Source organism: Chromohalobacter sp. 11-W, from assembly GCF_029889905.1.
Lineage (GTDB): Bacteria > Pseudomonadota > Gammaproteobacteria > Pseudomonadales > Halomonadaceae > Chromohalobacter.
On sequence record NZ_JARANZ010000011.1, the window covers coordinates 63,033 to 89,347 of the forward strand.

Annotated in this window: 30 protein-coding genes; 11 read left to right on the forward strand and 19 right to left on the reverse strand. The window is 61.3% G+C overall.

Annotated features, from left to right (window positions below; translation table 11 throughout):
* The first annotated feature begins 83 nt into the window (after window positions 1-83).
* The 3 genes from OP494_RS14655 (at window position 84) to OP494_RS14665 (ending at window position 1,769) form a co-directional block, all read left to right on the forward strand.
* Entirely contained in the window at window positions 84-833 is a 750-nt protein-coding gene (locus tag OP494_RS14655; RefSeq protein WP_280541898.1) for an NAD(P)H-dependent oxidoreductase, read from the forward strand.
* A 121-nt stretch (window positions 834-954) separates the two neighbouring features.
* Complete coding sequence (locus OP494_RS14660; RefSeq protein ID WP_280541899.1) at window positions 955-1,230, forward strand: hypothetical protein; 276 nt, start codon at window positions 955-957, stop codon at window positions 1,228-1,230.
* 140 nt (window positions 1,231-1,370) lie between these two features.
* On the forward strand, window positions 1,371-1,769 hold the full coding sequence (locus tag OP494_RS14665) for a YkvA family protein (RefSeq protein ID WP_280541901.1): 399 nt from the start codon (window positions 1,371-1,373) through the stop codon (window positions 1,767-1,769).
* Between the two features lie 67 nt (window positions 1,770-1,836).
* On the opposite strand, the gene OP494_RS14670 is transcribed toward OP494_RS14665, so the two are convergent.
* Window positions 1,837-2,613: a ferredoxin--NADP reductase gene (locus OP494_RS14670; RefSeq protein WP_040240600.1), complete on the reverse strand. Its 777-nt coding sequence runs from the start codon at window positions 2,611-2,613 to the stop codon at window positions 1,837-1,839.
* A 159-nt stretch (window positions 2,614-2,772) separates the two neighbouring features.
* Between OP494_RS14670 and OP494_RS14675 the strand changes: the two genes are divergently transcribed.
* On the forward strand, window positions 2,773-3,699 hold the full coding sequence (locus tag OP494_RS14675; RefSeq protein ID WP_075369125.1) for a LysR family transcriptional regulator: 927 nt from the start codon (window positions 2,773-2,775) through the stop codon (window positions 3,697-3,699).
* Between the two features lie 57 nt (window positions 3,700-3,756).
* On the opposite strand, the gene OP494_RS14680 is transcribed toward OP494_RS14675, so the two are convergent.
* Window positions 3,757-5,598 (reverse strand): methyl-accepting chemotaxis protein, encoded by a 1,842-nt coding sequence (locus OP494_RS14680; protein WP_280541905.1) that lies wholly within the window; start codon window positions 5,596-5,598, stop codon window positions 3,757-3,759.
* Between the two features lie 100 nt (window positions 5,599-5,698).
* The gene (locus tag OP494_RS14685) at window positions 5,699-6,133 is read right to left on the reverse strand and encodes a host attachment protein (protein WP_280541906.1); all 435 of its coding nucleotides are present in this window, start codon (window positions 6,131-6,133) and stop codon (window positions 5,699-5,701) included.
* Between the two features lie 266 nt (window positions 6,134-6,399).
* Between OP494_RS14685 and OP494_RS14690 the strand changes: the two genes are divergently transcribed.
* Entirely contained in the window at window positions 6,400-6,864 is a 465-nt protein-coding gene (locus OP494_RS14690; RefSeq protein ID WP_280541908.1) for a hypothetical protein, read from the forward strand.
* Window positions 6,865-6,884: 20 nt separating this feature from the next.
* Here OP494_RS14690 and OP494_RS14695 read toward each other — a convergent pair whose 3' ends face one another.
* The 8 genes from OP494_RS14695 to hemE form a co-directional block, all read right to left on the reverse strand.
* Window positions 6,885-7,613, reverse strand: a complete 729-nt coding sequence (locus OP494_RS14695; protein WP_075369131.1) for an amino acid ABC transporter ATP-binding protein — start codon at window positions 7,611-7,613, stop codon at window positions 6,885-6,887.
* An 84-nt stretch (window positions 7,614-7,697) separates the two neighbouring features.
* Entirely contained in the window at window positions 7,698-8,807 is a 1,110-nt protein-coding gene (locus OP494_RS14700; protein WP_246942125.1) for an amino acid ABC transporter permease, read from the reverse strand.
* 1 nt (window position 8,808) lies between these two features.
* The gene (locus tag OP494_RS14705) at window positions 8,809-9,987 is read right to left on the reverse strand and encodes an amino acid ABC transporter permease (RefSeq protein ID WP_280541910.1); all 1,179 of its coding nucleotides are present in this window, start codon (window positions 9,985-9,987) and stop codon (window positions 8,809-8,811) included.
* An 81-nt stretch (window positions 9,988-10,068) separates the two neighbouring features.
* Window positions 10,069-11,097: an amino acid ABC transporter substrate-binding protein gene (locus OP494_RS14710; protein ID WP_280541913.1), complete on the reverse strand. Its 1,029-nt coding sequence runs from the start codon at window positions 11,095-11,097 to the stop codon at window positions 10,069-10,071.
* A 124-nt stretch (window positions 11,098-11,221) separates the two neighbouring features.
* Complete coding sequence (gene speE / locus OP494_RS14715) at window positions 11,222-12,085, reverse strand: polyamine aminopropyltransferase (RefSeq protein ID WP_280541915.1); 864 nt, start codon at window positions 12,083-12,085, stop codon at window positions 11,222-11,224.
* 78 nt (window positions 12,086-12,163) lie between these two features.
* Window positions 12,164-12,532 (reverse strand): VanZ family protein, encoded by a 369-nt coding sequence (locus OP494_RS14720; RefSeq protein WP_280541916.1) that lies wholly within the window; start codon window positions 12,530-12,532, stop codon window positions 12,164-12,166.
* A 3-nt stretch (window positions 12,533-12,535) separates the two neighbouring features.
* Window positions 12,536-13,024: a DCC1-like thiol-disulfide oxidoreductase family protein gene (locus OP494_RS14725; RefSeq protein ID WP_280541918.1), complete on the reverse strand. Its 489-nt coding sequence runs from the start codon at window positions 13,022-13,024 to the stop codon at window positions 12,536-12,538.
* Window positions 13,017-14,078, reverse strand: a complete 1,062-nt coding sequence (gene hemE, locus OP494_RS14730) for a uroporphyrinogen decarboxylase (protein ID WP_280541919.1) — start codon at window positions 14,076-14,078, stop codon at window positions 13,017-13,019. The genes OP494_RS14725 and hemE overlap by 8 nt, the downstream gene beginning before the upstream one ends.
* A gap of 221 nt (window positions 14,079-14,299) precedes the next feature.
* Between hemE and ribA the strand changes: the two genes are divergently transcribed.
* From ribA to OP494_RS14745, 3 genes are all read left to right on the forward strand, one after another.
* The gene (gene ribA / locus OP494_RS14735; protein WP_246942114.1) at window positions 14,300-14,929 is read left to right on the forward strand and encodes a GTP cyclohydrolase II; all 630 of its coding nucleotides are present in this window, start codon (window positions 14,300-14,302) and stop codon (window positions 14,927-14,929) included.
* Window positions 14,930-15,006: 77 nt separating this feature from the next.
* Entirely contained in the window at window positions 15,007-15,690 is a 684-nt protein-coding gene (locus OP494_RS14740) for a hemolysin III family protein (protein ID WP_280541921.1), read from the forward strand.
* 32 nt (window positions 15,691-15,722) lie between these two features.
* The gene (locus OP494_RS14745) at window positions 15,723-17,573 is read left to right on the forward strand and encodes an ABC transporter ATP-binding protein (protein ID WP_280541922.1); all 1,851 of its coding nucleotides are present in this window, start codon (window positions 15,723-15,725) and stop codon (window positions 17,571-17,573) included.
* Window positions 17,574-17,582: 9 nt separating this feature from the next.
* On the opposite strand, the gene OP494_RS14750 is transcribed toward OP494_RS14745, so the two are convergent.
* Complete coding sequence (locus OP494_RS14750; RefSeq protein ID WP_280541923.1) at window positions 17,583-18,089, reverse strand: YetF domain-containing protein; 507 nt, start codon at window positions 18,087-18,089, stop codon at window positions 17,583-17,585.
* A gap of 316 nt (window positions 18,090-18,405) precedes the next feature.
* Here OP494_RS14750 and OP494_RS14755 point away from each other — a divergent pair, with 316 nt between their 5' ends.
* Both OP494_RS14755 and OP494_RS14760 read left to right on the forward strand, forming a co-directional pair.
* A complete protein-coding gene (locus OP494_RS14755) occupies window positions 18,406-19,668 on the forward strand; it encodes a NupC/NupG family nucleoside CNT transporter (RefSeq protein WP_280541925.1) in 1,263 nt (420 codons plus the stop codon).
* A gap of 54 nt (window positions 19,669-19,722) precedes the next feature.
* Entirely contained in the window at window positions 19,723-20,577 is an 855-nt protein-coding gene (locus OP494_RS14760) for an outer membrane protein OmpK (RefSeq protein ID WP_247620877.1), read from the forward strand.
* Window positions 20,578-20,674: 97 nt separating this feature from the next.
* Here the strand turns inward: OP494_RS14760 and OP494_RS14765 are convergent, their stop codons facing one another.
* From OP494_RS14765 to OP494_RS14775, 3 genes are all read right to left on the reverse strand, one after another.
* Window positions 20,675-20,992, reverse strand: coding sequence for a hypothetical protein (locus OP494_RS14765; RefSeq protein WP_280541929.1), 318 nt, complete (start codon window positions 20,990-20,992; stop codon window positions 20,675-20,677).
* 124 nt (window positions 20,993-21,116) lie between these two features.
* Window positions 21,117-21,437: an SMR family transporter gene (locus OP494_RS14770; RefSeq protein ID WP_247640129.1), complete on the reverse strand. Its 321-nt coding sequence runs from the start codon at window positions 21,435-21,437 to the stop codon at window positions 21,117-21,119.
* Window positions 21,434-21,808 (reverse strand): SMR family transporter, encoded by a 375-nt coding sequence (locus OP494_RS14775; protein WP_280541932.1) that lies wholly within the window; start codon window positions 21,806-21,808, stop codon window positions 21,434-21,436. Before OP494_RS14775 ends, OP494_RS14770 begins: the two co-directional genes overlap by 4 nt.
* A gap of 163 nt (window positions 21,809-21,971) precedes the next feature.
* Here OP494_RS14775 and OP494_RS14780 point away from each other — a divergent pair, with 163 nt between their 5' ends.
* Window positions 21,972-22,550 carry a TetR/AcrR family transcriptional regulator gene (locus OP494_RS14780; protein WP_280541934.1) on the forward strand — a complete coding sequence of 193 codons (579 nt, stop codon included), beginning with the start codon at window positions 21,972-21,974 and terminating at the stop codon, window positions 22,548-22,550.
* 9 nt (window positions 22,551-22,559) lie between these two features.
* On the opposite strand, the gene OP494_RS14785 is transcribed toward OP494_RS14780, so the two are convergent.
* From OP494_RS14785 to OP494_RS14800, 4 genes are all read right to left on the reverse strand, one after another.
* The gene (locus OP494_RS14785) at window positions 22,560-23,528 is read right to left on the reverse strand and encodes an alpha/beta fold hydrolase (RefSeq protein WP_280541935.1); all 969 of its coding nucleotides are present in this window, start codon (window positions 23,526-23,528) and stop codon (window positions 22,560-22,562) included.
* Window positions 23,529-23,550: 22 nt separating this feature from the next.
* A complete protein-coding gene (locus OP494_RS14790; RefSeq protein WP_280541936.1) occupies window positions 23,551-24,153 on the reverse strand; it encodes a class I SAM-dependent methyltransferase in 603 nt (200 codons plus the stop codon).
* A 68-nt stretch (window positions 24,154-24,221) separates the two neighbouring features.
* Entirely contained in the window at window positions 24,222-25,598 is a 1,377-nt protein-coding gene (locus tag OP494_RS14795) for a heavy metal sensor histidine kinase (protein WP_280541937.1), read from the reverse strand.
* Entirely contained in the window at window positions 25,598-26,269 is a 672-nt protein-coding gene (locus OP494_RS14800; RefSeq protein ID WP_280542007.1) for a heavy metal response regulator transcription factor, read from the reverse strand. Before OP494_RS14800 ends, OP494_RS14795 begins: the two co-directional genes overlap by 1 nt.
* Window positions 26,270-26,315: the final 46 nt, after the last annotated feature.

A 26,315-nucleotide genomic window follows, 5' to 3' on the forward strand; every position in this document is an offset into this window, starting at 1 on the left:
ATCTCACTTTCATTCATGGAGAATGTCATTTCTTTTATGCAAAGCCTAACGTAATTAGTCTCATGTCGTTACAAGGCTTTCCCATGAATATTTTGATCGTGCATTGCCATCCTGAGCCACGCTCATTCAATGCGGCATTAAGCAACCTCGCCGTGACTGCATTGACACGTGAGGGGCATGACGTCTGTGTTTCAGATCTATACGCCGAAGACTTCGACCCTGTAGAGCGCGCCGAGCACTTCGTCGATCGTGCCGATCCCCACTACTTCTCGGCACTGACCGAGCAACGTCACCACGTCCAATCAGACACACTACCTGGCGACATCCAACGAGAGATCGACCGACTGCGACACGCCGATCTCATGATCTTGCAATTCCCTCTGTGGTGGCACGCCCAGCCCGCTATGCTCAAAGGCTGGTTCGATCGTGTATTCGTCTATGGCGGGCTTTACTCGGGCCAACATCGCTACGACCGAGGACCGCTAAAGGGCAAGCGGGCTCTCTGTTCGGTCACCACAGGGGCGCCAGCTGCGACGTTTACTCCCGGCGGCCGAAGCGGCGATATCGCCACCCTGATGTGGCCGATTCTCTGCTCTCTCTATTACGTCGGTTTCGACGTACTTCCCCCACACATCACATACGGCGTGCAGGGTGGTGGCTTGAGCTATAAAGACGAGCCTGCCTTCCACGATCACCTGGAACAGGCCAAACACCAGTGGGAGACACGTCTGCGCCACTGGCAAACGGAGAAAGCGATTCCCTTCACCGGCTGGCAGGACTGGGACGAACAGGGCCAAACCGTGGACGAGCATCCTTTGCGGTGGCGTATATAACCACGACATACGCCCTACCGGTTATCCGATAGTCCTTGAGCTCGTCCCGACATGGCACCTATCTTGAAGGGACGCGACACATAAAGGTGCCGCGCTTTACTCACGACGAGGAGATGACGAAATGGAAATCATCATCGAGAACGCCGGCATGGAAACCGACGAGTTCCACATGATTGCAGGTGGCGAGACGGGGGATGCCTTGCGCAAGACGGCCAAGAACTACCTCGGCAGCCAAGAAGTCACCGAGCATCAGCTCGAGGAGTTGCGCATGGCGGGCGGCGAAGAATATGAGGCGCTGCGCCGTGACATGACCCAACACGCCTTGAGTGTGGTCAACGTCCCCAAGGACACCGCTATCTCGTTGGATATCGCCTTCCAAGGCGGCGCCAAGTCGTAATATCCGTAGATAATGCGTTGTAAGAAATTATGGGAGCGACGCGCTCCCATAATTCAGGCCGCCTAGATCATGATGAATCCCGCCCTGGCCTGATCGACCCGCTATCATTGAAGATGCCTACCTTGTCGCGAGGAGCGTGTATGACCCCACGCCACGACCCAATCGAAGAGACGCCCCTGTCCGATACCGGCGACCTTGTACCGGGAGGAACGGTCGATTACGCAGACACGTTCCAGGAGCAACGTTTCTGGCACAAGATCACCCGCTACGGGCGTCGCGCTGGTCGCGAAGTCACGCGACGAGCGCTGCAACTGTACTTTGTGCTGCAGCGTCCCGACGTTCCGGTATGGGCGAAGACCACGATCTTTGGCGCATTGGGGTATTTCATCTCGCCGCTGGACGCGATTCCCGACCTGATCCCTGCGGGCGGTTATGTCGACGACGCCAGTGTGCTCGGCGCCGCGCTGATCGCAGTGTCGGTCTACATCGACGACGACGTCAAAGCGCGTGCCGACAACGCCATGCCCAAGTGGTTGTGAGTGCCCATAGAAAAAGCCCCTGACGATGTCAGAGGCTTCTCGTGTCACGCCGGAACACTGCCGTCGATCACTTCTCGACGAAGGCACGCTCGATGACGTAGTCGCCAGGCTCGCCCATGCGCGGGGAAATGTTGAAGCCCAGTTCATCGAGCATGGCGCTGGTGTCGTCGAGCATCGCCGGGCTGCCGCAGATCATCGCGCGGTCCTGCTTGGGATCGAGCTCGGGGAGGCCAGTATCGGCGAAGAGCTTGCCGCTACGGATATGATCGGTCAGACGCCCCATGGTGTGGAATTCTTCACGCGTTACCGTGGGATAGTAGACCAACTTCTCGCTGATCTCCTCGCCCAGGTACTCGTGAGCCGGCAGTTCCTTGGTGATGAAATCGGCATAGGCCAGCTCGCTGACGGTACGCACGCCGTGGATCAGCACGATCTTCTCGAAGCGTTCGTAGACTTCCGGATCCTGGATGAGGCTCATGAACGGCGCCAGGCCGGTGCCAGTGGATAGCAGGTATAAATTGCGACCCGGCAACAGATCATCGACGACCAGCGTGCCGGTAGGCTTGCGGCTGACCATGATTTGATCGCCGACTTTGAGATGCTGCAGCCGAGAGGTCAGCGGGCCGTCCTGCACCTTGATGCTGAAGAACTCAAGATGGTCTTCGTAGTTGGGGCTGGCCACCGAGTAGGCCCGCAGCAGCGGCTTGCTGTCGGCTTCCAGACCGATCATCACGAACTGGCCGTTCTTGAAGCGCAGGCTACGCTCGCGAGTGGTGCGGAAGCTGAACAGGGTATCGTTCCAGTGATGAACGCTGAGAACTTCTTCGAGTGCCAGTTTACTCACGACCGCTCCTTAACCTTATAACCGGAAAGCATTATCTGCTGAAATTGAAGTTGCACCAATTATAAGACTGACCCAATATATCTGTTAAATGAATTGTATGGATATCGGTTATCTACCTAGCCGATATACAACGGTCGATGAGACCGCCAGGAGATCGCCATGCGTTACACCCTGCGCCAGCTCGAAGTCTTCGTCGCCATCGCTCAGCATGAAAGCGTGTCCCGCGCGGCACAGCGCCTGGCGATGTCACAGTCCGCCACCAGCACCGCCCTCGCGGAGCTGGAACGGCAATTCGACTGCCAACTGCTCGACCGCATCGGCAAGCGACTCAAGCTCAATGCGCTGGGCTTTCAGTTGCTGCCCAAGGCCGTGGCACTGCTCGATCGGGGTGAGGAAATCGAAGAGCTGCTCAAGGGCCAGCGCGGCATCGGGTCTCTGGATGTCGGCGCGACGCTGACCATCGGCAACTATCTGGCGACGCTGCTGATCAGCGACTTCATGCGTCATCATCCGGGCAGTCGCGTGCGTCTGCATGTGCGCAACACGGCTTCCATCGTCGAACGCATCGCCCATCACGAGCTGGATCTCGGCCTGATCGAAGGCGACTGTCAGCACGAGGATATCGTCATGCAGCCCTGGGTCGAGGACGAGCTCACGGTCTTCTGTTCGCCACGGCACCCATTGGCCAGCGCCGGGGAGGCGGATCTTGAAGCGCTGATGCGCGAGGACTGGATCATGCGCGAGGAGGGCTCGGGCACGCGGCGTACGCTGGATCAGGCGATGCGCCACCGGCGTGGCCGGCTCAATGTGCTGCTCGAGCTGGAGCACACCGAGGCCATCAAGCGTGCGGTGGAATCGGGGCTTGGCATCGGCTGTGTCTCGCACCTGGCCCTGCGCGACGCCTTCCGACGCGGCAGCCTGGTGCCCATCGCCACGCCGGCACTCGACCTGACGCGCCAATTCGCCTTCATCTGGCATCGGCACAAATATCTGACCACCGCCATCCGCGAATTCCTGCGTCTATGCCGCGAGATGACCGCCGGCGTCCAGCGCAGCGACGAAATCGACTTGCCAGCCGTGCCTTAAATCAAAAAAACCCACCGGCGTATACCGGTGGGCCTTGGCGGCGCGTGGAAATACCGGTTAGGTCTTGGTCAACGCCGGGCGTGTTTGCGTGTGTCCGTCTTCACGCAAGCTGAAACGGCCCACGACCTCGGCCAAGCGTGCGGCTTGGTCGCGCATCTGCTCGGCGGCAACAGTGGATTCCTCGACCATCGAGGCGTTGTGCTGGGTCATTTGATCAAGGTCGTTGACGGCCTGGTTGACCTGGGTCACGCCTTGGCTTTGTTCCTGCGTGGCAGCGTTGATCTCGGCGAGGACGTCGGAGACCCGCGCCACGGCGGTGACGATTTCCTGCATGCTGTCACCCGCCGTGCGCACGAGCTCGGTGCCTTCACGGGTTTTGGTCACCGAGGTGTCGATCAGCTTCTTGATGTCATCGGCCGCCGTGGCCGAGCGACTCGCGAGTTGGCGTACCTCACTGGCAACCACTGCGAAACCGCGCCCTTGCTCGCCGGCCCGCGCCGCTTCGACCGAGGCGTTGAGCGCCAACAGGTTGGTCTGGAAGGCGATCTCGTCGATCAAGCGCACGATGTCGGAAATCTGCGTCGCCTGGGTGTTGACCTCCTCCATGGTGTCGACGGCCTGGCGCGCGACGTCGCCGCCATGATTAGCGACGCTCGTCGCTTCCCGGGAGAGCTGATCGGCCTGACGCGCAGATTGTGCGGTGTTTTCCACGGTGCTGGCGATCTGCTCCATGGCGGTGGAACTTTCCTGAAGGTTGGAGGCGGCCTGCTCGGTGCGCCGCGAGAGATCCTGGCTGCCGTGGGCGATTTCGCTGGAGGCCTCGCTCACTGAGGTGCTGCTGGCACGGACTTCGAGCAACACATCGTTGACGGCATCGGCGAAGCCATTGAAGCCTTGGGCGATTTGCGCGACTTCGTCGCGGCCATCGATCTCGAGCCGGCGTGTCAGATCGCCTTCGCCGGAGGCGATATCGAACATGGCATCACGCGCCAGACGCAGGCGCCGGAAGACGGGGGAAAGCAGCGCCCACAGCAGCAAGCCGGCGATCAGGCCAGACAAGACCATCGCGATAAGCGTGGAATGCAGCACGCCTTGCACGCCGGCGTTGGCTTCGGCGAGGTCCAGCGCGATGATCAAGCGCCAGTTGGTTTCCGGCACTGTCACAGCATATAGGAGGACCTCGCGGCCATCGATGGTGGCTTCTTTGGGTTGCCCTTCGCGCGCCAGCGTGTCCAGCCATTCCGGTGTCAGGCTGTCATCCAGCGCTGTGGCCGGCTCCAGGGCCAGGTCGGCATCGCGATAGGCGACGATATCGCTGTCGCGGTTGACCAGCAGCGCGAAGCTGGCATCGGTGGGATGAATCGAGGTCACGTTGTCGGTCACGTTGGCCAAGCTGACATCGGCGCCAATCACCGCCTGAGTGTCGCCGTCTTCGCTCACCGGTGTGGCGAAAGAGACCACTAGGCTGTCGGTCACCATGTCCAGGTAAGGCGGACTGACCACGGTATCGCCTGTTTCCACGGCCGATTGATACCAGGGGCGCTGGGTCGGATCGTAATCTTCCGGCGGTTGCCAGTTGTCGTTGGTGATCAGACGCTTGTCCGGCAGGCCGACGTAGACCTGACTGAAGTCGCCGGCCTCCGCCGCTTGCTGCAAAGCGGGTATCAGTCCATCGCCGTCGAGCGCCGGGGGCAGCGCCTCGATCAGGCGCTTCTTGCTCATGGCCCAGTCTTCGATGGCATCGACATGGCCGCGTGCCACGGCGCTCAGCGTATCGATATTGGTCGTGCGCTGATGCTGACTCACCAGCCAGTAACTGACGCCGCCGGTCGCGGCCAAGGCAACCAGGATCATGGCGACGCAGGCCACCATGATCCGGGTGCGAAGCGATGTGAACATTAATGAGTGCCTATCGTTGGGGGATGCCTCTTTTGATTAACGGCACTCATGGAAAAAACTTTAAGCGAGACTTTTATTCATTTTTATTCGAATTTTCACATCAATTGAGGGGCGGGCGAAACTTCTCGGCCAACTCTTCCTCGTCGGCACTCGATAAGTCCTTATCCAAGGTATGGATGACACAGGACTGAGTCGGCTTGTCGAGTTTCTGACGAATCAGACCCAAGAAATGCGGCGCGGCGGCAATGATGAACTCATCGGCTTTCCCTTGAGTGCGCGCCTGGCGGAGATAGTCGGCGACCTCCTTGGCGAAGAAAGCAGCATGCTTTTCCATCGTGGCATCGTCATTGCCGGACTGACGCGGCGAATGCGATCCCGCATCGTCGGACTCGCCTTTTCCACCCGTACGCAGATCGCCGGTATGCAAACGGCCCTCGGGATGAATCAACGTATCGACTTCACTAACCACGCCGGCTTGATGCGCGAAAACACGCGCACGCGAGGCATTGGCGGTCACGATATAACGTTTGTTCATGTCTGACTCCTTGATCGGGGGTTCACCGGCATCTCGGGGCAACGGCGCCTCCTGCACCGCTGATGTCCGGCCGCCTCTTTGCACTAACGGCGGCTCTTCAAGCATCGAAACCCAGCGTATTTCTGTCAACCTCGCGGCAGGCGTCGGTGCGCCGCGACATCCGCGTGGCATGACAACAACAGGTTCACGCTTGACGCAAACCTGCTAACATCGCGTCGCTGGACAGGAGTCACCGGCTACGAGCGCTATCTGCCAAGGAGAGCGACATGCGCGATTTTATCTTGATGCGTCGCCCACTACCGCGACGGACGTTGATCTTTTCTCATTGTGTGCTGCAAATCGGCCTGCTGTTGGCCGGCGGCGCGTGGCTATGGCGCCATTCACCGGCGGCAAACGGGCTATCGTGGCAGGCAAGCTGGCCGATGCTGACGCTCGGCGGGGGTGTGCTGCTGCTCGCCATGGCGTTGGTGCGTCTATTCGCCGAGTTATGGATGGCACCGCATCACATGCAGGCCCGCCGAGGCGGTTTTGCCCCCGGCGACGTAATGACGCGCGCCATCGACCGGCGCCCGGCCATGCACGACCCAGAACAGGCCTGGATTGGCACGGCGAAGCCGCTCGACCCCGATGAAGGCGTGGTAGGCCAAGCGCGCGTGACGCAGCCCCGTCAGCCAGCCACTGCGAAACGCCAGCCCGCTTCTCCCTCCCAACGTCAGGAACCCAGCCTCTAGCGATTGAGCATGTCGCCCCGCTAGTGGCCAAGAATTTGGCTGAGGAACAGCTTGGTGCGCTCGGAGCGCGGGTTATTGAAGAACGTCTCCGGCGGCGCTTCTTCGATGATCTGCCCCTGGTCCATGAAGATGACGCGATCAGCCACGGTCTTGGCAAAGCCCATCTCGTGCGTGACGCAGAGCATGGTCATGCCTTCGCGGGCCAGCTCGACCATGACATCGAGCACTTCCTTGATCATTTCAGGGTCGAGCGCCGACGTTGGCTCGTCGAACAGCATCACCTCGGGGCGCATGCACAGCGCCCGCGCGATCGCCACGCGCTGCTGCTGCCCGCCCGACAATTGCCCCGGGTACTTGTACGCCTGATCGGCAATCTGTACGCGTTCCAGATACTCCATCGCGGTCTTGTGGGCCTCGGCGCGCGGCTTTTTCTGCACCCACGTCTGCGACAGACAGCAATTCTCCAGCACACTGAGGTGAGGAAACAGATTGAAGTGCTGAAACACCATGCCGACGTTACGACGAATCTGTTCGATACGCTTGACGTCCTGAGTCATGGGCACGCCATTGACCACGATCTCGCCTTGCTGGTGCGTTTCGAGATGGTTGATGCAACGAATCAACGTCGACTTGCCCGACCCCGAGGGGCCGCACACGACGATACGTTCGCCGCGTTTCACCGTCAGGTCGATATCGCGCAGAACGTGAAAATCGCCGTACCACTTGTTGAGGCCCGTCATCTCGATCATCGGCGTGTCGCCGTGAGAGGTAGCAGTCGCTTCGTTCATGATGAAGTTCCTTGGCGTTATCGTTATTGGTTTAGTCGTTGTGGTTCAGTTCGTATGGCCGGTCTGCAGGCGCTTCTCGATGTACTGGCTATAACGCGACATGCTGAAACAGAACACCCAGAACACCAGCGCAGCAAACACGTACCCCTCAGTGGCAAAGCCCAGCCAATCACTATCGGTCAGGCCCGCGCGGATGATTGCCAGCAGATCGAACAGCCCGATGATCAAGACCAGCGAGGTATCCTTGAACAGCGCAATGAAGGTATTGACGATCCCCGGGATGACCAGCTTCAAGGCCTGAGGCAACACGATCAGCCCCATACGATGCCAATACCCGAGCCCCAGCGCCTTACCCGCTTCGTCCTGCCCACTGGGAATGGCCTGTAGCCCGCCTCGGATGACTTCCGCCATGTAGGCACTCCAGAACAGCATGATCCCCACCAGGGCACGCAGGAGCTTGTCGAACTCGACCTCGGTCGGCACGAACAGCGGCAGCATCACCGAGGCCATGAACAGCACGGTGATCAAGGGAACGCCACGCCAAAACTCGATGAAGACGACGCTCACGGCCCTGACCAGCGGCATGTTCGAACGCCGCCCCAAGGCCAGTATGATCCCGATCGGTAGCGAGCCGACGATACCGATCGTGGCCACGGTCAGGGTCAACATGAGCCCACCCCAGTTACGGGTCGAGACGTGCATTAGCCCGAAATGGCCACCCAGAAGCAGGACATACGCCGCTATCGGAAAGCCGATCACTGCGATGATCGCCGCCCAGCGCTTGCCCGGGATCCTGGGAATCGCCAACCAGGCCAGTAGTCCTGCCATCAACGCGAAGACGATATCCACCCGCCAGCGCGCTGCTTCAGGGTAGAAGCCGTAGATGATCGACTCGAACCGTGCGCTGATGAATACCCAGCAGGCGCCTTCGCCACTGCACGCCTGACGCGAGTCGCCGAGCCAGTCGGCCTGGATCAAGGCCCATTGCACGAAAGGCCACAATGCCCATAGCAATACGCCAATGGTAATCACCGACACCACGCTATTGATGGGGCCGTTAAACAGGTTGCGCTGTAGCCACTTCACGACGCCCCGATGCGCATTCGGTGGACGCCGCGCTTCAATCATCACATCACGCATGGATTCACCGGCCATCTCAACGCTCCTTGAGCAACGTACGCGCGTTATAAACATTCATCAGTGCCGATACCACCAGGCTGATCACCAGATACACGGCCATGGTCATGGCAACGATCTCGATGGCCTGTCCGGTCTGATTGAGAGTCGTGCCCGAGAAGACAGCCACCAAGTCGGGATAACCGATCGCCGTGGCCAACGAAGAGTTCTTGATGAGATTCAGATACTGGCTCGTCAATTGCGGCACGATGACGCGCATCGCCTGGGGAATCACCACCTTGCGCAAGGTAATACCGCCCGGCAGGCTCAGTGCATTGGCCGCCTCGACTTGCCCCCCGGGGACCGACTGGATGCCCGAGCGCACGATCTCGGCAATGAACGCAGCCGTGTAGATCGACAATGCCAGCCATAAAGCGACCAGCTCAGGCAGGATCCGCACGCCACCGCTGAAATTGAAGCCTGTCAGCTCGGGAATGGACCATTCGAGCGGCGCCCCCGTGAGCAGGAACACCAATAACGGCGTACCGATGATCAAGCCCGTACCCAGCCAATAGATCGGCAAGGCCTTGCCGGTACGAGCCTGGCGCCGCTTCGCATAGACACCTAGCGCAATCGCCGCGATAAGGCCCACGAGAAGGGCCCAGGGGGTCGCCGCGAAACCGCTGAGTGGTTGCGGGTCGGGAATGACCAAACCGCGCACATTGATAAAGATGACTTCCAGCAGGCTGAGGCTTTGACGAGGGCTCGGCAGTGCCTGCAGCACCGCGAAATACCAGAACAGGATCTGGACCAGCAGAGGGATATTACGAAAGATTTCCACGTAGGCAGTCGCTAGGCGCGCTAACAACCAGTTCGACGACAGCCTGGCAATCCCTACCGCGAAGCCAATGATCGTCGCCACCACGATACCCAATGCCGAGACCAATAAGGTATTGAGCAGGCCCACAACGAAGGTACGCCCATAGGTGCTATCGCCTGAGTACTCGATCAGCGTCTGCGGGATGGAGAAGCCCGCTCGCTCATCGAGGAAACCAAAGCCCGTGGAAATTCCTCGCGCTTCGAGGTTGGCCATCGTATTGGCGACTATAAAACCAATTAACGCCGCTAACGCCGCTAATAACACACCTTGTAGTACATAGGCACGAAACGTCGGATTACGCCACAACGCAACCCGATCGCCGGAAGGAGAACGCGACATGTCGATCCTCTAATACGCTGACACAAGAAGGCACCCCGCAGATCATGCGGGGTGCTATAACCGAGTACTTAACGAACCGTATCAGCGGATCGGCGGCGCGTAGAGGATCCCTCCTTCGTTCCACAGGGCGTTCATGCCCCGCTGAATTTTCAGAGGTGAATCCTCACCCACCGTGCTGGAGAACACCTCTCCATAGTTGCCGACGTTCTTGATGATGTTGTACGCCCAGTCGTTGGAAAGGCCTAGCTGTTCGCCGTAGTTACCGTCCTTGCCCAGCAAGCGTGCCACCCCGGGGTTGGGCGGGTTATCGCGCATCTCGTCGACGTTGTCGCTGTTAACGCCCATTTCCTCGGCGTTGACCATGGCGAAGATGGTCCACTGCACGATATCCAGCCATTGGTCGTCACCCTGGCGCACCACCGGGCCCAGCGGTTCCTTGGAAATCAGCGTCTCGAGGATCTCGACACTATCCGGTTCGGGAAGCTGCAAACGCAGTGCACTCAGCTGAGAAGTATCCGAGGTCAGCACATCGCAACGTCCGTGAGCAAACCCTTGGGCGGTCTGGTCGGGCGTGTCGAACGTCACGGTGTTGATATCGATATCGCGCGAGGGGAAGTAGTCAGCCAGATTCAGTTCGTGGGTCGTGCCGGACTGAATGCAGATGGAAGCACCGTTGAGGTCTTCCAGGCTTTCAATGCCGAGGTCCTTGCTCACCATGAACCCTTGGCCGTCGTAAAAGGTCGTGACGGTGAAGTTCAACCCCAGCGAGTTGTCACGGGTCGCCGTCCAGGTCGTGTTACGCGAAAGCACATCGATTTCGCCCGACTGCAGCGCGGTAAAGCGCTCCTTGGCGGTCAAGGGTGTGAATTCGACTTTCTCGGGATCGCCAAAGATAGCGGCGGCGATCCCTCGGCAGGTTTCCACATCGAGCCCTTGCCACTGACCATCGGCATCAGGTGCTGAAAACCCTGCCAACCCGACGTTCACCCCGCAAGTGAGAGAGCCCTGTTCCTTTACATCATCGAGTGTCGCCGCTTGGGAGGCCGTTGCCAGCCCTCCCAGCAGTAGTGCGGCGGGAACGGCAACCATGAACTTGTTCTTATACAGCATGCAGAAGCTCCTTGCGTTATTGTGATGGCTTGTTCGAGAGCCACGCTTCACATTAGCAAAGAGCTTGCCAGTCCAGCCAATATACCTAAGTCACGTACCTTTAACGTTTTTCACACGTTGCCCATCACACCAATAATGCACGACGCATGAACGGCGGCAGCGTCAATGCACCACGATGGGTCTCGACGCTGTAGTACTCGAGGGGGAATTCCACCGCAGCGGCAGCGGTCTCGCGAAAGCGCGTCACGTCGTTACTCTTGCCGGCCAGCGTGACGCTCCACCAACCCGAGGGATAGACCGGCTGCGGAAACGGCAGCGTGGCAACACTATCGAAGCCGGCGCGCTCCATATCGGCGCGCAGCTCACGAATGATCGAGCCGGTGTGATAAAGCGGCGACTCGCTCTGCTGCACCAGAACACCGCCGTCGGCCAGCAGGCGGTGACAACGCGCCAGGAAGTCGGCCTCGAAAAGTCCTTCCGCCGGGCCCACGGGGTCGGTGGAATCGATGATCATGACGTCGACGCTGCCTGCCGGCGCGTTCTCGACCCACTTGACGCCATCCTCGAACTTGAGCGTGGCACGCGGGTCGTCGTTGGACACCGTCAGCTCGGGAAAGTAACGCTGCGAGGCCCGGGTGACCTCTTCGTCGATGTCGATCTGCACGACCTCTTCAACATCAGGATGCTTGAGCACTTCGCGCAGCGTGCCGCAATCACCGCCGCCGATGATCACCACGCGCTTGGGCGCGGCGTGAGCGAACAACGCCGGATGCGCGATCATCTCGTGATAGAGGAAGTTGTCACGCGTGCTGAGCATCACGCAGCCGTCGAGTACCATCAGGTTGCCGTAGGTCTCAGTGGCGTAGACTTCCAGATGCTGGTAGGGGCTTTGTACCTCGTGCAGCTTGTCCTTGATCATGAGTGAAAAAGCACTGCCGTGGCTATCGAACACTTCAGTGAACCAGCCCTGGTCGAGACGCTCGGTCATGGGAACCCTCGTAATCGCTATCGTCAAAGCCCCTTCGCGAGGCCGGAATCGCATTCATGGAAAGTCGCGCAACATAGCCTATCCGCGCGCGACAAGAAAGCGCCTGGGCAGCAACCAATGGCAAGCCCCCACCGCAGCGAGCGCCCCTAGCGTATTGGCCAACGCATCGGCCCAATCGGCGCCGCTACGTCCCGGCACGCCTAACTGCAGACCCTCGATGAGAATGCCGCAGCCAATGGCTAAGCTAAGCGCCATCGCCGCACTCAGGCCACCCAGCCGCATGAGTGCCGCCAGCCCCCCATAAGCGATGAAGTGGTTGAACTTGTCCCAGGGAAGGTTTTGAGGCATTTCCGCGCCGGGCGTCAGACTGCCCCAGGCGATCACGGCAACGCTGACACCGGCCAGCGCCAGGCACCACCAGCGAAGAGGGCGAAGGGAAATAGACATGGCTCACACTCCTTGTGACGGGTGGCCATGGACGCCAATGTCCGCGTCGGCGCCCGCCAAGATGGGCGGCAATCCCAGCCGCCGACAGGTCGTTTCATTCAGGTGCGACACCCAGCTCGCACGCGCTTGTGGCGACCAGTCGGTTGCCGGTGCCAGATGATGGCGCCAGCGGCCGACGACATGATAGACACCATCGCGCCAAGCACGCGGACACCAACGCAACGCTGCCAAACCACGCCAGGGCCACTGAAGCCCTTGGGCCAGGCGCCACAACGCGGCGCTGTCGCGATGCAGCTCGCCTCCGCGCACCAACCAGATGCTATCGAGCTGATTCGGATCGGCCCCAAAGTGCTCGCCCAGGCGACGCGCTGGCGCCTCGTGCAGGCTCGCCAGATACACCGGCGCCCGGGCGTAGCGCAGCACGAAATGCGCCGCGCGCCGACACAACGGGCACTCGGCGTCGAGCACGAGCAGCATGGCACGTTCAGCCATGATAGCGCGGACTGAGTTCATGTAATGCATCGATGAACGCAGCGACATGATCGGGATCAGTAAATTGGCTAACGCCGTGGCCCAGATTGAAGATATGCCCCGGCCCACTGCCGTAACTGGCCAGAATGCGCGCCACTTCATCGCGAATCGCTTGGGGCGAGGCAAAGAGCACGTTGGGGTCGAGATTGCCTTGCAGCGCCACACGATCACCCACGCGGGCCCGCGCGTCGCTCAGTTCGGTGGTCCAGTCCAGGCCCACGGCATCGGCGCCGCTATCGGCGATGGTTTCCAGCCACTGGCCGCCCTGCTTGGTGAACAGGATCACCGGCACGTGCCGTCCCTCGTGCTCACGGATCAGCCCCTCGACGATGCGCGCCATATAGGCCAGCGAGAATTCGCGATACGCCGGCGTCGACAGCACCCCGCCCCAGGTATCGAAGATCTGCACGACCTGGGCCCCGGCGCGGATCTGGGCGTTGAGATAGTCGGTCACCGACCGCGCCAGCTTGTCGAGCAACGCGTGCATCGCCGCCGGGTCGCCATACATCAACGCCTTGGCATGGCGGAAATCCTTGCTTGAGCCGCCCTCGATCATATAGGTGGCCAACGTCCAGGGGCTGCCCGTAAAGCCGATCAGCGGCACGCTACCCGCCAGCTCGTGGCGAATGGTGCGCACCGCGTTCATCACGTAGTCGAGATCGCGCTCGGCGTCGGGCACGCGCAGCGCAGCGACGTCCTCGGCACTGCGCACCGTCTTGCGAAACTTGGGGCCTTCTCCCGTCTCGAAGTAAAGCCCCAGGTCCATGGCATCCGGGATCGTGAGGATATCGGAAAACAGAATCGCCGCATCGAGCGAGTAGCGCTCCAGCGGCTGCATGGTCACCTCGCACGCCTGCTCGGCATTGCGGCACAGGTTCATGAAGCTACCCGCCTGACCCCGGATGTCGCGATACTCGGGGAGATAGCGGCCCGCCTGGCGCATCATCCATACCGGCGTGCGGTCTACCGGCTGACGCGCCAGGGCGCGCAGTAAACGGTCGTTTTGCAAAGGCATGACAGCTCCATACATCGATTTTGCCCTCATTGTAACGAATGCCGAGCGCCTCGACTTGATTCACGGTGACGCATCCCCATTTAGTAGCCTGCTAGCAACGTATTTTCCCGCAGTGACCGCGCACGGCACTCACGGGATGAGCCCCGCGTCACGGCCTGCTAGAATACTCGCCCCGGACGCTTTCCCTTTCCGCACCGTAATGTGCATCACCGAGGTTCATCGTGACGATTCGTTTCATCGCCGCCTCTCAACTGCCTACCCCTTGGGCCACCTTCACCATGCATGGTTTCGAGGACGAGGCGACAGGCAAGGAACATATTGCCTTGACCCTGGGCGATGTCTCGACATCCGAGCCCGTGCTAGGGCGCGTGCACTCGGAGTGCCTGACAGGGGATGCTCTGTTCTCGATGCGCTGCGATTGCGGTTACCAATTGCAGGAGGCGCTCAAGCGCATCGCCGATGAAGGGCGCGGCGTACTGCTTTACTTACGCCAGGAAGGCCGTGGCATCGGCTTGCTCAACAAGATCCGCGCCTATCATCTTCAGGATCAGGGCTTCGACACCGTGGAAGCCAACGAACATCTCGGCTTCGGTGCCGACATGCGCCGCTATGACCTCTGCGTGCCCATGCTCGACCACCTGGGCGTGCAAGCGCTCAAGTTGATGACCAACAATCCGCGCAAGGTCGACGCCCTGACGCGCGATGGCGTGCGTGTCGCCGAGCGTCTAGCGATCACCGCGGGGCGCAACCCCCACAACGAGCAGTACCTGGCCACCAAGGTCGGCAAGCTCGGGCACATGATGACGCTGGACGACTTTTCCCCCACCCGCAAAGGTGATCGGGAACGCTGACGCTGCCATTCGACGAACTATACTGATGCGCATGTTGTCTTGATGTCAGCGCGCCGTGCCACGTCCAGGAGTTCGCCATGTCACATGAGTCCCCATCCGTTTCGCCCGAACAAGACGCTCCTTTTTCCCGTCTCGAAGAAGCACTGCATAGCATCAGCCATGGGATCGGCGCCGTGCTGAGCCTCGTCGGCGTGGTGGTACTCATCGTTGCCGCCAGTCTGGCCGCAGAGGTCGACCCCTGGAAGATCGCCAGTATCAGTCTCTATGGCGTCTGTCTGTTGCTGCTGTATACGGCCTCGACGTTCTACCACGGTCTGCGTAGCGCGCGCCTCAAGCGTCTTTTCCAGGTCTTCGATCACTGCGCGATCTACCTGTTGATCGCCGGCACCTATACGCCTTTCTTGCTGGTCAATCTGCGCGGCCCCTTGGGCTGGACGCTGTTCGCGGCGATCTGGAGCCTCGCGTTGGGTGGCATCGCGCTGAAGATCGTCTGGCCGCATCGTTTGGGTATGCTGCGCGTGGGGGTCTACCTGTTGATGGGGTGGATGATCGTGCTCGCCGCCGGCGAACTCGATGCCCGCCTCAATACCCCCGGCCTCGCCCTGCTGGTTGCCGGCGGTATCATCTACACGCTGGGCGTGGTGTTCTACGCGATCCCCGCCATCCCCTTCCATCACGCCATCTGGCACCTGTTCGTCCTGGGTGGCAGTGTGTGTCACTACTTCGCCGTCTACACCGCCGTGCTGCCGTTTCAGGCGTAGAGCGCGGCGGCGTCGCCCCGCCAGGAAATGCCATGTTCCGCTGGTTCGAAAACCGTCTCGCCCCTTTTCCGCCCCAAGAGCCACAACGCCCACCGGACACACTGGTCGCTTTCTGCCTGCATTACACCCGTGGCGCCTGGCCTTATCTGATGGTCGCCACGGTATTGATGGCACTGATTGCGGGTATCGAAGTATGGATGTTCGGCTTTCTCGGCAACATCGTCGATTGGCTGGCGGCCCAGGATCGCGAGACGTTCCTCGCCGACCAGGGTTGGAAGTTGGTCGGCATGGCGTTGATCGTGCTGGTACTGCTGCCTGGCATGGTGGGGCTGCATTCGCTCTTCCAGCAGCAGACGCTGATGGGCAATTTCCCCATGCGCATCCGCTGGCAGGCGCATCGCTATCTACTACGGCAATCGATGGGCTTCTATCAGGACGAGTTCGCGGGGCGTATCGCTACCAAGGTGATGCAGACGTCGCTGGCCGTGCGCGAGTGCGTGATCAAGCTGTTCGACGTGCTCAACTACGTAAGCGTCTACTTTCTGGGCACGCTGATCCTGGTGGGCAACGCCGATTGGCGGTTGGCGCTCCCGCTCCTTGCCTGGTTCATCGGCTATCTCGTACTGCTGCGCATTTTCGTGCCCATCATGGGGCGCGTGTCGAAATCCCAGGCCGACGCCCGCTCGCGCATGACCGGTCGCATCGTCGACAGCTACAGCAACATCCAGACCGTGAAGCTCTTCTCCCACGCCCAGCGGGAAGCGGCGTTCGCCAAGGACGGCATGCATGGCTTCCTGCTCACCGTGCATCGCCAGATGCGCCTGGTCACCGGGCTCTACGGCCTACTCTATTTGCTCAATGCGCTGCTGCTGTTCAGCATCGGTTGGCTATCGATTCAGCTATGGCTGGGCGAGGCAGTCAGCGTCGGCGCGGTCGCCGTGGCGCTGGGCTTGGTGATGCGTCTATGGGGCATGTCACAGTGGATCATGTGGGAAGTCTCGGCGCTGTTCGAGAATATCGGCACGGTTCAGGATGGCATGGCGACACTCTCGTTGCCGCGCCAGATCGAGGACCGGCAAGACGCCCCGCCGCTACACGTCGAGAAGGGTGAAATCGTCTTCGACCGGATTCGCTTTCACTACGGCAAGGGCAGCGGCGTCATCGACGAGTTGTCGCTTGCTATTCAGTCGGGTGAGAAAATAGGGCTGATCGGCCCTTCGGGGGCCGGCAAGTCGACGCTGGTCAATTTGCTGCTGCGATTCTACGAACTGGAAGGTGGCGCGATCCGCATCGATGACCAGAATATTGCCGAGGTAACCCAGGAGAGCTTGCGCGCGCAGATCGGCATGGTCACCCAGGATACCTCGCTGCTGCACCGCTCGGTGCGCGATAACCTGCTTTACGGACGCCCGGATGCGACCGACGAGATGGCCTGGAAAGCGGCCCGCGGGGCGCATGTCGCCGACTTCATCGAGTCGCTGCGCGACACCCAGGGCCGCGTCGGTTTCGACGCGCATGTCGGCGAGCGTGGCGTGAAGCTTTCCGGCGGCCAACGCCAACGCCTCGCCATTGCGCGCGTGATGCTCAAGGATGCGCCGATCCTGATTCTCGATGAAGCGACCTCGGCACTCGACTCCGACGTCGAAGCGGCGATTCAAGAGAACCTCGACCAGTTGATGAAAGGCAAGACGGTGATCGCCATCGCCCACCGGCTCTCCACCATCGCCGCCATGGACCGTCTAGTGGTCATGGAGGGCGGACACATCGTCGAGCAGGGCAGCCACGCAGAATTGATCCGCCACGATGGCCTCTACGCGCGCCTGTGGCGGCGCCAGTCCGGCGGCTTCCTGGAGAGCGAGGTGGCGGCGACCGAAACGCCCTGAGCCCTCTCGCTAGCTCTTCGACGATGGCATGCCCGCGACGCCATCGAGCGCCGAGTCGCTACTACCAGCCTCGGGAATGACACTAAAGGTGCCGTCGGTTTCCAGCACCACCGCGTGTACGTTCTCGATGTCGGCGATACCGTTTTCCCGGATGGCCGCCATGACCTCGGCCTCGACCACACGTTCCTGACGCATCGCTGCATGGCGATATGCGCCCGCATGCAGCAGCAATGTCGGCTGCGACTTGACCAAGTTCTTGACCCGTGGCGAGCGCACCGAGGAGAACGTGATGGCGAACTGCAACAGCACGATGATCGCAAACGCCGTGAGACTCTGCGCCAGCGACACCTGCGTCGAAACCAGCGCCGTGGAAAGCGTCGACCCCAGTGAGATGGTGACCACGAAATCGAAGGCGTTCCACTTCGACAGCGTGCGCTTGCCGGAAAGTCGGATCACGACGATCAGGACCAGATAACTGATGATACCGACGACGATCGTGTGCGCGACCGGATGCATGATGGAACTCCTCGGGAAGGGATGGTGAACGAGTCTGTCAGCGTAGGCGGCCCGTTCTCCTCCGGCTACCCCTTCCGGCCCCTGAACCGGCTTTCCTCCCTTGAATACGCTCACACATAGCATGTGAAGCATAGAACAAAGCAACGGAAATCGTGTTTGTCAGCCCACGAAACCCTGCCAGGCAGTTGACATCGAGTAGCAGGTGTTATTTTAATAGCACATCACTGTGACTCTAATAACAAAACGACAAGCCACATGCTGGCGTATGCCGTTCCCTGTATAACAACCCACAATCGAACGTCATCAGGATGCTGATATGACCGCTATCATGAGCCTGGTAGGGATGGCGACGCTGATCCTTATCGCTGTGCTGTTTTCCTCCAATCGCAAGTCGATTCGGCTGCGCACGGTGGGTGGCGCCTTCGCCATTCAAGCCGCCATCGGCGCCTTCGTGCTTTACATTCCTTTCGGACAAGCCGTCCTGGCCACGATCTCGGAAGGGGTCAGCCAGGTCATCGTCTATGCCAATGACGGTATCGACTTCTTATTCGGCGACCTGGCCAACCCTGACAGCGTGGGTTTCGTCTTCGCTTTCAAGGTATTGCCGGTCATCATCTTCTTCTCGTCATTGATCGCCGTTCTCTATCACCTGAAGATCATGCAGTGGATCATTCGCCTGCTGGGGGGCGCACTCCAGCGCGTACTGGGCACCTCACGCACCGAGTCCATGTCAGCCACGGCGAATATCTTCGTAGGACAGACCGAAGCGCCCCTGGTCGTGCGCCCCTTCATCGCCTCCATGACGCGCTCGGAGCTATTTGCGGTCATGTGCGGCGGGCTGGCCTCGGTAGCAGGCTCGGTGCTCGCAGGGTACGCGAGCCTGGGCATTCCGATGGAATACCTGATCGCGGCCTCCTTCATGGCGGCACCGGGCGGGCTGCTCTTCGCCAAGCTGTTGATGCCGGAAACCGAAACGCCCGATGACAGTATCTCCCGCGCCGAAGAAAAGATCGAAGCGGATGACAAACCTGCCAACGTGCTCGATGCCGCCGCCACCGGCGCCACCTCCGGCATGATGCTGGCGGCCAACGTCGGCGCCATGCTGCTGGCATTCATAGGCTTGATCGCGCTGATCAACGGCATTCTCGGCGGCGTAGGCGGCTGGTTCGGCATGGACTCGCTGAGCCTGGAGATGATTCTCGGCTGGCTCTTCGCACCGCTGGCCTTCCTGCTCGGCATTCCCTGGAGCGAAGCCACGCTGGCCGGCTCGTTCATCGGCCAGAAGATCGTCGTCAATGAGTTCGTCGCCTTCATAAACCTGGCGCCATACATCTCCGGCGATACCGTGGTGGCCGCCACCGGCGAGGCCATGTCCAAGCACACTGCCGCCGTGCTGTCCTTCGCGCTTTGCGGCTTCGCCAACTTGTCCTCGATCGCCATTCTCCTCGGCGGGCTCGGCCTCATGGCGCCCAGCCGCCGCCAGGAAATCGCCCGCTACGGCCTCAAGGCCGTGCTCGCCGGGACACTTTCCAATCTGATGTCGGCCACCATTGCGGGGCTTTTCATTAGCTTGGCGTAACGCTGAACGTATCTAGACCACAACGTACAAAACGTAACGATGGGAAGAATGACCATGAACAAGATCACAATAAGCAAGTGGGTTGGGGCTTCGTGCTTTGCCACGATGGTAGGTGCTACTCCGGCCATGGCGGCGGATTATTCAGAGGGTATTCACGAAGACGACAACCTCTGGTTGACCTTCAATCTGATGCACAGCGAGGACAACCGCCTGCCGTTTCGTAACGCTCAGGATACCTATGTCGAGATGGAATTCGGCGGGCGCTCAGGCATCGTCGACCTCTACGGCTATGTCGACATGTTCGATGCCCTCGACGATGGCAGCGACGATCAGAGCGGCGGCGACAACGTGTTCATCAAGCTCGCGCCACGCTTCTCGCTGGATGCCATGAGCGGCCGCGATCTCTCGGTGGGTCCGGTCAAGGAGTGGTACATCGCTACCGTCACGACGATCGGCGACAACGGCCCCGGCGGCGGTCTATGGGAGCACTACGTCGGCCTGGGGTCGGACGTCGAAGTGCCCTGGTTCGGCGAGATCGGCCTCAACCTCACCGCACGCTACGTGCGTGAGAACTACGGCGGTCCGGATGAGAGCTCATGGGACGGTTTCATGGCCTCCACCAACTGGTTCAAGCCGTTCTACACCTTCTCCAATGGCAGCTATTTTTCCTACCAGGGATATATCGACTATAAATTCGGCGCGGATACCGTCGCCGAACAGGCGGGACGCAGCAGCAACAGTCTGGAGTGGTTCAACGGCCTTTACTATCACACCGATCGCTTCGCCATCGGCTATGGCCTGAAGCTCTACAACAACATGGCCTTCTATCGCGACGACACCGATGCCTCCGGCGTCCGCCAAGACACCTCCGGCCCGGGCCATTACTTCAGCATCAACTACAAGTTCTGACCCACTTGCGTGTCCGCCACCGGCGGGCACGCATCATCCACCGGCGCCATCCATCGATGCACGCATGCAACGCGCAAGGCGTGGCAAAACGTCCGGCTTACCAGCCGGCAGGTGCACCGAGATCACGGTTGTTGTCGGAAAGGATCTCCAACCAGCTACGCTCGTCATCGGCTTGATCGGCGTCGTGGGCATCCACATTGACGGCGCGCTGGCTGTCCGCCATGGCGACACTCATGCCAGCGTCGCGATAGCCTGTAGCGTCAGCGTGGCGCACGCCCGATTCAGCCGTCGTTTGAGAGGCCAGTTGCAGCGGCTCGTGATTGACGGCGGCGGCTTGTTGGGAAGCAGTGCTGGCTTGGGCGGCCAGCGGCAGGGCAACGGCCAGTAGTGCGATAGCAGTGATTGAACGTGCCATGGGAATGTCTCCTTGTCGTGAATGAACACGACACATTCTATTAGCCCGCTAAACATTATCCTACTATAGTCTTACTATCGCACTTATAGTCTTGTTCTATCGCTTGGATAGAAAATACCATGGCTCAAGCCAGTAGCTTGAGCCCCACTACACCCAAGACAATCAGTGCGGTAAAGGCGATTCGTAGGGGATGGCGTGACTCTCCCCAGTATAGCATCCCCAGCAACGTACCGCAGACAGTGCCGATGCCGGTGAACACGGCATAGGCGATGCCCAGATCGATGCCACGCAACGCCAGGGCCAGAAACCCAAGCGCCGTACCGAACCCCAGTGTCATGAGCAAGCCGCCGGCAAGCGCCTGGCCTCGACTTACCCGCGCGAAACCGACGACCCCGAGGACCTCGAAAATACCCGCGCCCAATAGGGCCAACCAATGCCAGGTCATGACGACGCTCCTTCCCGTGAGGCATCGGTACGGGATGCCGATGTCTGCGTGGCGGGCTTGCCGCTGAATTGATGCAGGCCGATGACGCCCACCAGGATCACCCCGATACAGCCCAGCGAGGGCCACGAAAAGCGTGTCCCGAACAGCCAGGCATCGGCCATCACCGTGCCCGCCGCGCCCAGGCCCACGAATACCGTGTAGACGGTGCTGGCCGGTAAAAAGCGCACGGCACGTACCGCCAGCAGCAAGCTCATGGCGGCCACGATCACAGTCGCCAGCCACTCAAGGGGGCTACTGGCGAGTTTCAATCCCGTCGCCCAACCGACTTCGGCCAGCGCCGCCAACGGCAGGATCAACCAACGCATCGTCATCATTTCCTCCTCGATCGCCGACGCCTCGCGTCTTGCGGGGGCAACGCCGTATGGCGTCACGAAACTAACTAACGGTCGTTAGTATAGAGTTTGCGTCATGACTTGGCAATCGCGTACCCGAGCCGCGATCATGTGAGCCTTCACGCAGGCTCAGGGACTTTTCGTGCATACCCGAGACAAACTCAAACAAACCGCCCTCGCCCTATTCGCCCAGCACGGCTACGAAGGCACCAGCCTGGCGCAAATCGCCGCCGAAACGGGCATCAAGAAGCCGTCCATCTACAACCACTTTCCCAACAAGGCGGCGCTCTTCCTGGCGATCTTCGAAGAGGTCGAAAGCGGCATCGTCGCGCTCATCGACGACAGCCTGACACGTTCCCACGACTTGCCCACGCGTGAACGTCTCGAGCGGCTCATCCGCTCGTGCGCCACCTTCATCCGCCGCGAGCACCAGGGCGTTTTCTACAAACGCTACCTGCTCTTTCCGCCCACGGACGTGGCGACCCAGGTCGCCGCTATTTCGAATGACAACGAGCGGCGCATCAACGCCCATCTGCACGCACTCTTCGAGAATGGCCGCCACGTTGGCGAGCTACGCGCGCTGCCCGAGGCGCAGTTTATCGCCGCCTTCTACTGCCTGATGGACGGCTTGTTCGCCGAGAACTTCTACTACGACGCCGATACGTTCGAACGACGTCTGGAGGGAGCCTGGGCCGTCTTCTGGGCGGGATTGGAAGCCTGAGCGTTTTGCTCAGTAGGACGAGGGCCAGGCCCGCGCCGCCATGCGCCGAATGAAGGTCACCGTGGCCTCAGGCCGCATGATGGGCAGCATATGCCCCGCTTCAGGCTCCACATGCACGAACATCTCGGGGCGCTGACGCTGCAGCGTTTCGATATGCAACGCGGGCTCGAGAATACGGTCGTGCGAACCGAACATGACGCCTAGCGGCACTCCCAGCGCCGCATAGCGAGGCACCTGTCGGGGCAAGTCGTGCTCGAGCATGGCCAGGTCGGTGGAGGCTGCATGAAAGGCCTGGGGACGCAACGCCAGAAGCCCGCCGCCGCGGGTGGCGTAATCCGCAGGCACCGCTTCCGGCGCGAACACCTGCGCCAATGCTTGCCGTGAGGTCACGCGTGTCAGGGGAATGGCGAGTGTCTCGGCCATCCAGCGCCGCCAGCGGGGCGAGCGAATCGCCAATAGACGCATCGCCGGCGGCACATCTGACACCTGCGCGACCAGTGGCGCGAGCAATGCCAGCCCCGCAACTTCCTTGGGATACTCCAGCGCCAGCGTCAGGGCCACCGCACCGCCCATCGAATGGCCCACCACGAGTGGCCGCTCGACGCCCAATGCCTGCCATGCCTCGTGTAACGCCTGGGCCTGACAGGCCAAATGGGCGCGCCGGTCGTCAGTGGGAGCGGAATACCCCGACCCCGGCCGGTCGATGGCAATGACGCGAAAATCATTGCCCAGTGCCTCGATCAAGGCATAGGTGAAATGCTGCAGCTGGCCACCCAGGCCATGAATCAGCACCAGCGGCGGCCCTCGGCCGACATCGACGTAATGCAAGCGCCCACTGGATGTATCGATGAAGTCGCCGCGCGGCGGTAATCGTGCTTCGGCCTCGCGGGCCAAGTCCCGTGTCATGCGTCGCAGCCCCCAGAGACACGCCGCGACACACAGCACACCGAAGAACATGAACCAGATCATGATCAGCATCATGGCCACCCGAAGCCGCGGTTCACGATCTTGCCTCCGGTTTCTGAAAGGCCTGGTAGCAGTGCTGATTGCGCTCCAGCGCGATCAGGCTGTGCTGATCAAGCCCGGGAATCGTGCGCGGGGACAACGCATCGAGCGCCGTCACGGCATCGGGCGGTACGGTGTTGTAGGGCGGAATATCGTTCCAGCCCAGCAGGAGCTGCCCGCCGGGCCGCAGGCAGGCCACCGTCGAAGCAAAGGCCGTTTCAATATCGCCGGGAGAATCCAGTCCCCAGCCCAACACACCGTTACAAACCACGGCATCCAGACTTTCGGGCGGCAAATGCGCTGCCAACGCGTTCATGTCAGCGACGATATGGCGCTCAGCGCCGAAGGGCGACTTGACCGGGTCGACATCCAAGGTGGTCACGCGACCCGAGGGAAAGAAATCGGGATAATCGCGCGTGTACCAGGCACAGCCGACAAGCAACACATGGCCGACGCCGACTTCCATGGCCAGCGCCGGGAGGATGACCTTCTCCAGCAACTGGCGATCGCCATAGCGGTAGCCCACGCGCCAACCCAGAGTGTCGAAGGCGCCCAGCACACGTGCCATGGCGCGATACGCTTGCAATCTCGCGGGCATCCGCATCTCCCGGTGTCGCGCCCGTGCGGCGCTAGCGCCTTTAGCGTTGCCTACGGTCAGTGCACCTGTCAACGCACCGACGAGCAGCGCGCTGGCAGACTCAGCCAGAAGATATTGACGGCCGCGTCGCTTTCGCACCAGGCCTCTCCACCGTGCAACTGCGCCACGGAACGCACGATGGCCAGCCCCAGGCCGCCAGTGCCCGCCGGCCGCGACCGCGCCGGATCACCGCGATAAAAGCGCTCGAAGAGCCGCTCTCGCTCCGCGGCGGGAATCGGCGCCCCGTGGTTGATCACCCCAATGCGACAGGCCCCGGCCTCTTGGCGCGACACCAGGCGGATCTCGGTGCCGCTGCGCCCATGGCGCAGCGCGTTATCGATGAGGTTGGCGAGCGCCCGGCGCAGCAGGTCGAGATTGGCCGTCACCCGCCCCTGCATGTCGCTCACCAGCTCGCGACCGTCCTCGTCGGCCATGCCCTCGAAATAGTCGCAGAGCTGGTCGGCGAGGCCTCGCAGGTCGACCGTTTCACGCGGCAGCGCCCTCGACGGCTGCTCGGTGCGCGCCAGGAACAGCATGGTTTCGATCATGCGCGACAGCCGCTCGTACTCTTCGACGTGAGAGCCTAGCAGTTGGCGGTACTCCACCGGCGTGCGCTCCCGCTGAAGGGCCTGCTGGGTCGCCCCCAGCAGGTTGCCCAAGGGCGTGCGCATCTCGTGGGCGAGATCCTCGGAAAAGCGTGACAACTGGGCGAACCCTTCTTCCAGGCGCGCCAGCATCTGGTTGAGCGCACGGCTCAGCTCACGCAGCTCCGTCGTCTCGTCGTTCGCCTCCAGGCGCTGATGCAGGTGCGCCACGTCAATCGTGCGCGCCCGAGCGGCCAACCGTCTGACCGGACGCAAGCCGCGCCGTACCACGACCCAGCCCAGTCCACAGGCCAGCGCCGCGCCCGCCCCCATGGCGAGCCACAGCCGCAACCGATAGGCGGCCAGCATCCGCTCTCGCTCATCGAGCGTCTTGCCAGCCACCAGGGTCAGGCGGCGCCCGTCGTGCTCGAGACTGCGCCAGGCCAGGCGCGTCGACGCGGCGTCGGGATGCTCACCGAGTCGCCCCTCCGGCGCCGGTGGCAACTCGGGCACCGGCAGGCCCGGCGGATTGACCTCGATCAGCGGCACGCCGTGCGCGTCGAGCACCCACAGTAGGCTCTCGCGATTGCCCAGCATATTGGCATAGAGCAGTGGCCGGCGGCGCAGCGCCGCGATGCTCCCGCCATCGTCCAGTAGCGCCTCCATGCGCTCGAGGCGGCCCTGCAGCATCTGGTCATCACGCCAGGCGATCTGTTCGCTCAAGGCGTGGTAGAGGTAGGCGCCGAGGCCGCCGAGCAACACCAGGCTCACCAAGGCGAAGAGTAGCGACAGGCGCATCGAGAGGGAGGCCGGCGCGCGCATCAGCCGCGGTCCTCCAGCACGTAGCCCATGCCGCGCTCGGTATGGATCAGTCGACGCGTGAAGGGGTCGTCCACTTTGGCCCGCAGTCGACGCACGGCCACCTCCACCACGTTGGTGTCGCTATCGAAGTTCATGCCCCAAATCTCGGAGGCGATCAAGGTCCGCGACAGCACCTCGCCCTCCCGCTCGAGCAGCAGCTGCAACAGCGCGAACTCCTTATTGGTCAGCGCCAGCCGCGTCTCGCCCCGTGTGACCCGACGTTTCAGCACGTCCATGTGCAGCTCGGCCACCTGGAAGCGTTCCCGATCCCGCAGCGGGCCACGACGCAGCAGCGTCCTCACCCGCGCCAGTAGCTCGACAAAAGAGAATGGTTTGACGAGATAGTCGTCGGCGCCCAGTTCCAAGCCCTTGACCCGGTATTCCACGGCGTCCCGTGCGGTCAGGAACAACACCGGCACTTGGCTATGGCGACGGATCAGCCGCAGCAGCTCCCAGCCGTCGAGCCCCGGCAGCATGACGTCGAGGATGATTAGCTCGAAGTCGGCCTCCTCGATCAGGTGCCGGCCATCCAGCCCGTCCCGGGCCACCTCGACCCGATATCCGGCCTCGCCCAGCCCCCTGGCCAGGTAGTCGGCGGTCTTGCTCTCGTCTTCCACCAGCAGGATGCGCATGAAGCATGCCCCTCGATCAATGACGCCACAGGCTAGCCCGTTGCGC

Bases quoted from the DNA above. Each gene is read 5' to 3' on its own strand.
- OP494_RS14685 (WP_280541906.1), bottom strand. From the start codon at position 6,133: ATGAACAAACGTTATATCGTGACCGCCAATGCCTCGCGTGCGCGTGTT.
- OP494_RS14680 (WP_280541905.1), bottom strand. From the start codon at position 5,598: ATGTTCACATCGCTTCGCACCCGGATCATGGTGGCCTGCGTCGCCATG.
- OP494_RS14710 (WP_280541913.1), bottom strand. From the start codon at position 11,097: ATGCTGTATAAGAACAAGTTCATGGTTGCCGTTCCCGCCGCACTACTG.
- OP494_RS14725 (WP_280541918.1), bottom strand. From the start codon at position 13,024: ATGGCTGAACGTGCCATGCTGCTCGTGCTCGACGCCGAGTGCCCGTTG.
- OP494_RS14675 (WP_075369125.1), top strand. From the start codon at position 2,773: ATGCGTTACACCCTGCGCCAGCTCGAAGTCTTCGTCGCCATCGCTCAG.
- OP494_RS14765 (WP_280541929.1), bottom strand. From the start codon at position 20,992: ATGGCACGTTCAATCACTGCTATCGCACTACTGGCCGTTGCCCTGCCG.
- hemE (WP_280541919.1), bottom strand. From the start codon at position 14,078: ATGCCTTTGCAAAACGACCGTTTACTGCGCGCCCTGGCGCGTCAGCCG.
- OP494_RS14790 (WP_280541936.1), bottom strand. From the start codon at position 24,153: ATGCCCGCGAGATTGCAAGCGTATCGCGCCATGGCACGTGTGCTGGGC.
- OP494_RS14705 (WP_280541910.1), bottom strand. From the start codon at position 9,987: ATGTCGCGTTCTCCTTCCGGCGATCGGGTTGCGTTGTGGCGTAATCCG.
- OP494_RS14665 (WP_280541901.1), top strand. From the start codon at position 1,371: ATGACCCCACGCCACGACCCAATCGAAGAGACGCCCCTGTCCGATACC.
- OP494_RS14740 (WP_280541921.1), top strand. From the start codon at position 15,007: ATGTCACATGAGTCCCCATCCGTTTCGCCCGAACAAGACGCTCCTTTT.
- OP494_RS14800 (WP_280542007.1), bottom strand. From the start codon at position 26,269: ATGCGCATCCTGCTGGTGGAAGACGAGAGCAAGACCGCCGACTACCTG.
- OP494_RS14695 (WP_075369131.1), bottom strand. From the start codon at position 7,613: ATGATCGAGATGACGGGCCTCAACAAGTGGTACGGCGATTTTCACGTT.
- OP494_RS14785 (WP_280541935.1), bottom strand. From the start codon at position 23,528: ATGCTGATCATGATCTGGTTCATGTTCTTCGGTGTGCTGTGTGTCGCG.
- OP494_RS14760 (WP_247620877.1), top strand. From the start codon at position 19,723: ATGAACAAGATCACAATAAGCAAGTGGGTTGGGGCTTCGTGCTTTGCC.
- speE (WP_280541915.1), bottom strand. From the start codon at position 12,085: ATGACCGAGCGTCTCGACCAGGGCTGGTTCACTGAAGTGTTCGATAGC.
- OP494_RS14660 (WP_280541899.1), top strand. From the start codon at position 955: ATGGAAATCATCATCGAGAACGCCGGCATGGAAACCGACGAGTTCCAC.
- OP494_RS14755 (WP_280541925.1), top strand. From the start codon at position 18,406: ATGACCGCTATCATGAGCCTGGTAGGGATGGCGACGCTGATCCTTATC.
- OP494_RS14700 (WP_246942125.1), bottom strand. From the start codon at position 8,807: ATGGCCGGTGAATCCATGCGTGATGTGATGATTGAAGCGCGGCGTCCA.
- OP494_RS14745 (WP_280541922.1), top strand. From the start codon at position 15,723: ATGTTCCGCTGGTTCGAAAACCGTCTCGCCCCTTTTCCGCCCCAAGAG.
- OP494_RS14770 (WP_247640129.1), bottom strand. From the start codon at position 21,437: ATGACCTGGCATTGGTTGGCCCTATTGGGCGCGGGTATTTTCGAGGTC.
- OP494_RS14750 (WP_280541923.1), bottom strand. From the start codon at position 18,089: ATGCATCCGGTCGCGCACACGATCGTCGTCGGTATCATCAGTTATCTG.
- OP494_RS14795 (WP_280541937.1), bottom strand. From the start codon at position 25,598: ATGCGCGCGCCGGCCTCCCTCTCGATGCGCCTGTCGCTACTCTTCGCC.
- OP494_RS14720 (WP_280541916.1), bottom strand. From the start codon at position 12,532: ATGTCTATTTCCCTTCGCCCTCTTCGCTGGTGGTGCCTGGCGCTGGCC.
- OP494_RS14690 (WP_280541908.1), top strand. From the start codon at position 6,400: ATGCGCGATTTTATCTTGATGCGTCGCCCACTACCGCGACGGACGTTG.
- OP494_RS14775 (WP_280541932.1), bottom strand. From the start codon at position 21,808: ATGACGATGCGTTGGTTGATCCTGCCGTTGGCGGCGCTGGCCGAAGTC.
- OP494_RS14655 (WP_280541898.1), top strand. From the start codon at position 84: ATGAATATTTTGATCGTGCATTGCCATCCTGAGCCACGCTCATTCAAT.